This window comes from Peterkaempfera griseoplana (assembly GCF_001418575.1).
GTDB lineage: Bacteria > Actinomycetota > Actinomycetes > Streptomycetales > Streptomycetaceae > Peterkaempfera > Peterkaempfera griseoplana.
Genome location: NZ_LIQR01000457.1, coordinates 1 through 3899, shown reverse-complemented (window position 1 = coordinate 3899; position 3899 = coordinate 1). Strand labels below are relative to the sequence as shown.

Below are 3899 nucleotides of genomic sequence, written 5' to 3'. Positions count from 1 at the left end.
GGTGGGTGTCGGCGTGGGGCTGCCGGTGGCGCCGTCCAGGCCCCAGAAGTGCCCGATCCAGTAGGACGCACAGATGTTGACGTCCAGGATGTACGCCCCGGCCGTGCCGCACTGGGTGTCCCCGCTGCCCGGGTCCACCGGCTGCCCGTGGCCCATCCCGGTGATGGTGTACGTCTCCACCCGGGCGCTGCCGGCGGCGTCCGCGTACACCCGGTGCGGATATCCGGCCACGGTGTCGCTGACGTCCGCCGTCTGGTCGACGCCGTCGGCGTCGGTCCACTGCTGCATCAGCTCGCCCAGGTTGCTGGACTTCACCGTGTAGTCGGAGTCGCCCTGCCAGAGCGACACCACGGGCCGCGGGCCGGTCCAGGACGGGTCGGCGGCACGCACCAGGTCACCCCACTGCTGCGGGGTCAGGTCCTTGCCGGTGGTCATGCAGTCCACCGAGGCCTCGGTCACCGTGGTGGCGCAGTGGTACGGCAGGCCCGCCACCACACCGCCGCCCGCGAAGACGTCGGGGTAGTCGGCCAGCAGTGCGGCCGTCATCGCCCCGCCCGCGGAGAGCCCGGTGACATAGACCCGGGAGACGTCGCTGCCGTAGTCGGCCTTCGTCCGGTCGACCATCTGGCGCACCGACAGGGCCTCACCCTGGTCGCGGGAGAAGTCCCCGGCCTGGAACCAGTTGAAGCAGGAGCTGGAGTTGTTGGCCGACTGCTGCTGCGGCAGCACCAGGGCGAAGCCCCAGCGGTCGGCCCACTTGGTCCAGCCGGTCTCGTCGTCGTAGGCGGCGGCCGACTGGGTGCAGCCGTGCAGCGCCACCACCAGCGGCCGCCCGGCGGGCAGGCCGTCCGGGACATAGCGGTACATCTGGAGGTTGCCCGGGTTGGACCCGAAGCCGGTGACCTGCACCAGCGACGCGGCGTGGGCGGCGGTGGCACCGCCGGGGCCGAGGCCCAGTACGGCGGCCACCACGGCCAGTACGGCGCAGACGGCGGCGGCGGCGGAACGGATCGTTGTGCGGTGGTGGGTTGCTCTCACGGCGGCTCCCTGCTCGGCATCCGGCCGACGCCACTGCTCCCCGCCCCTGGCGTCCCCGCGACGGTAGGGGCGGCGGGGAGCGCGCCGGCACGGTACGGCGGGCCACAGCAGGGGGTGCTTGATGTGCGCCCGTCACATTGCCGCTACGGTCCGCCACGTGGACGGGTCCGCGCCCGGAGGAGGCCCCGGTGCGAGGATGACGGCGGAACCGCACGGAAGACGACGAGGTGAGCCGCCCATGACCCAGAGAGTCGCCGTCCTCGGCGCCGGCAAGATCGGCGAGGCGCTGGTCTCCGGACTGCTGCGGGCCGGCAAGGCCCCGGCCGACGTCCTGGTCACCGCCCGCCGCCCGGAGCGGGCCGCGGAGCTGCGCGAGCGCCACGGCGTGGAGGCCGTCTCCAACGAGGAGGCCGCCAAGGCCGCCGACACGCTCATCCTCACCGCCAAGCCGCAGGACATGGGCGCGATGCTGGACGAGCTGGCCCCGCATGTGCCCGCCGACCGGCTGGTGGTCTCCGGCGCGGCGGGCATCCCCACCGCCTGGTACGAGGAGCGGCTGGCGCCCGGCACCCCCGTGGTGCGGGTGATGACCAACACCCCGGTGCTGGTCGACGAGGCGATGAGCGTCATCTCGGCGGGCGCCCACGCCACCGAGGAGCATCTGCGGCGCACCGAGGAGATCTTCCGGCCGGTCGGCCGGACCGTCCGCGTCCCCGAGACCCAGCAGGACGCCGCCACCGCGCTCTCCGGATCCGGCCCCGCCTACTTCTACCTGCTGGTGGAGGCGATGACCGACGCCGGCATCCTGCTCGGCCTGCCGCGCGCCGTCGCCCATGAGCTGATCGTGCAGTCGGCGGTCGGCGCCTCCGTGATGCTGCGGGACTCCGGGGAGCACCCGGTGAAGCTGAGGGAGGCCGTCACCTCCCCGGCCGGCACCACCATCGCCGCCATCCGGGAGCTGGAGAACCACGGTGTGCGCGCCGCCTTCCTGGCCGCCCTGGAGGCCGCCAGGGACCGCTCGCGGGAGCTGGCCGGCGGCGGCAAGTAACGTGTCCTGGTGCGCTACGACCTGGTGATCCTGGACAACGACGGGGTGCTCTGCGACAGCGAGCCCATCTCCAACCGGGTGCTGGCCGAGTACCTCACCGAGCTCGGCCACCCCACCACCTTCGACGACTCGGTGCGTGACTTCCTGGGCACCGCCGCGCACCACATCCACGACGTCATCCTGGCCCGCACCGGCAAGCTCCTCCCCGACGGCTTCGACGACCTCTTCCACGCCCGGGTCTTCGCCGCCTTCGAGGCCGAGCTGACCGCGGTGGCCGGAGCCGAGGCGATGCTGAAGGCGCTGGCCGCCACCGGCACCCGCTACTGCCTGGCGTCCTCGGCCCACCACTCCTGGATCCGTACCGCGCTGGACCGGGCCGGCCTGCGGGACCGGCTGCCGGAGGCGGCGATCTTCAGCGCCCAGGACGTGGGCCGCGGCAAGCCCGCCCCCGACCTCTTTCTGCACGCCGCCCGGGTGATGGGCGTGCCGCCGGAGCGCTGCGCGGTGGTGGAGGACAGCCCCAACGGGGTGCTGGCGGCCCGCGCCGCCGGTATGGACGTGTACGGCTACGCGGCCCTGACCCCCGCCGGACGGCTCACCGCGGCGGGCCCGACGGCGCTCTTCACCGACATGGCCGACCTCCTCGCCCTGCTGGGCCTGGACGGCCCCGGCGCAGCGCGCTGACCGGCAGCCCTCCCGGGGCGTGCGCGCCCCGCGCCGGGAGGGTCACCCGCCGACGGTGAAGCGGCGGCCGCGCAGGAGGGGGCCCCGCAGTTCGGCGAGCCGGACCGGCAGCGCCGTGCCGGAACCGGGGGAGGCGGTGGACGTACGGGTCTCGGCGCGCAGCTGCAGCAGCGGCTCGCCCCCGGTGTCGCCCGAGTTGCCCACCGCGGCGAGCATGGTGCCGGTGGTGACCCTGGCGCCCGCCTGGACCCGGACGCTGCCAAGCTGCAGGTGCGCCAGCACGACCAGGGCCTCGCCGGTGTCGATCGCGATGTGGTTGCCCAGCGGACGGCCGGGGTCGACGGCGCCGGGCTCGTTGTCCGGCAGGCCGTCCACGGCCACCGCCACGGTGCCGTCGCAGGGGCTGCGCACCGGGTGCCCGTACGCCGCATAGGTGTCGTTGGCGGCCGGCATCAGCCCCAGCGCCCGGCGGCCCCGCCAGGACAGGCCGCTGCCGAGGACGGTGAGGTCGCAGGCCTGCCGGGCGGCCCGGCCGTAGACGTCGACCGCATGCCGGTTGAGGACCGGGCCGCCGGCCTGGACCAGCTGGAAGGTGCCTCCGCGCAGCGGTGACGCCAGCACCAGCGGCAGGTCCCGGGGGTCGGAGCGGGGGCGGCTGCGCAGGGCGGTCCAGCCGGCCGCGGCCAGGACGGCCAGCGACGGCAGCAGGGTGAGCGGGGAGTGCAGGTTCCAGGGCAGCTGGCGGAAGGGGACGCGCAGCCCCGCGGCCAGGGTGCCGGCCACCGCGGCGGAGGGCAGCAGCCGGGCGTAGGGCGGCAGCGCGTGCCAGGGGCCGAGGCGCAGGACGCACCAGGAGGCGGCGAGCGCGGCGGCCAGCAGCAGCAGCCAGCCGGTGGCGGTGACCGCGGTGAACGCCAGGGTGAGCTGGAGCAGCATCCAGCAGGCCGTGGCGGCGGTGGCCAGGGTGTAGCGCTGGGCGGTGGCCAGCCTGGACCGTGCCGCGGTGGTGCGGGTGGGCGGGGCGGCCGGGGAGGCGGTCGGTGCCGGAATCGGTGCCGGTGCCGGTGCCGGTTCGGCGCCGGGGGCCGGCGGGTCCACGGCGGTCCGGCCCCTGGGCCGGGCCCGCTCG

4 protein-coding genes are annotated in these 3899 nt (G+C 75.3%); 2 read left to right on the top strand and 2 right to left on the bottom strand.

Annotation, left to right across the window (positions count from 1 at the left end; all coding sequences use genetic code 11):
• Nucleotides 1–1038: extracellular catalytic domain type 1 short-chain-length polyhydroxyalkanoate depolymerase (locus AOK09_RS29640; RefSeq protein WP_063796111.1), on the bottom strand; the 1038-nt coding region annotated here is incomplete at its 3' end.
• Between the two features lie 238 nt (nt 1039–1276).
• On the opposite strand from AOK09_RS29640, the gene proC reads away from it, so the two are divergent.
• Together proC and AOK09_RS29630 are read left to right on the top strand one after the other, a co-directional pair.
• On the top strand, nt 1277–2086 hold the full coding sequence (proC, locus tag AOK09_RS29635) for a pyrroline-5-carboxylate reductase (protein WP_055590314.1): 810 nt from the start codon (nt 1277–1279) through the stop codon (nt 2084–2086).
• Nucleotides 2087–2095: 9 nt separating this feature from the next.
• Nucleotides 2096–2770, top strand: a complete 675-nt coding sequence (locus AOK09_RS29630; RefSeq protein ID WP_055590313.1) for an HAD family hydrolase — start codon at nt 2096–2098, stop codon at nt 2768–2770.
• A gap of 42 nt (nt 2771–2812) precedes the next feature.
• Here the strand turns inward: AOK09_RS29630 and AOK09_RS29625 are convergent.
• On the bottom strand, nt 2813–3899 hold a 1087-nt coding region (locus tag AOK09_RS29625), incomplete at its 5' end, for a M23 family metallopeptidase (RefSeq protein ID WP_217698511.1).

Bases quoted from the DNA above. Each gene is read 5' to 3' on its own strand.
- proC (WP_055590314.1), top strand. From the start codon at position 1,277: ATGACCCAGAGAGTCGCCGTCCTCGGCGCCGGCAAGATCGGCGAGGCG.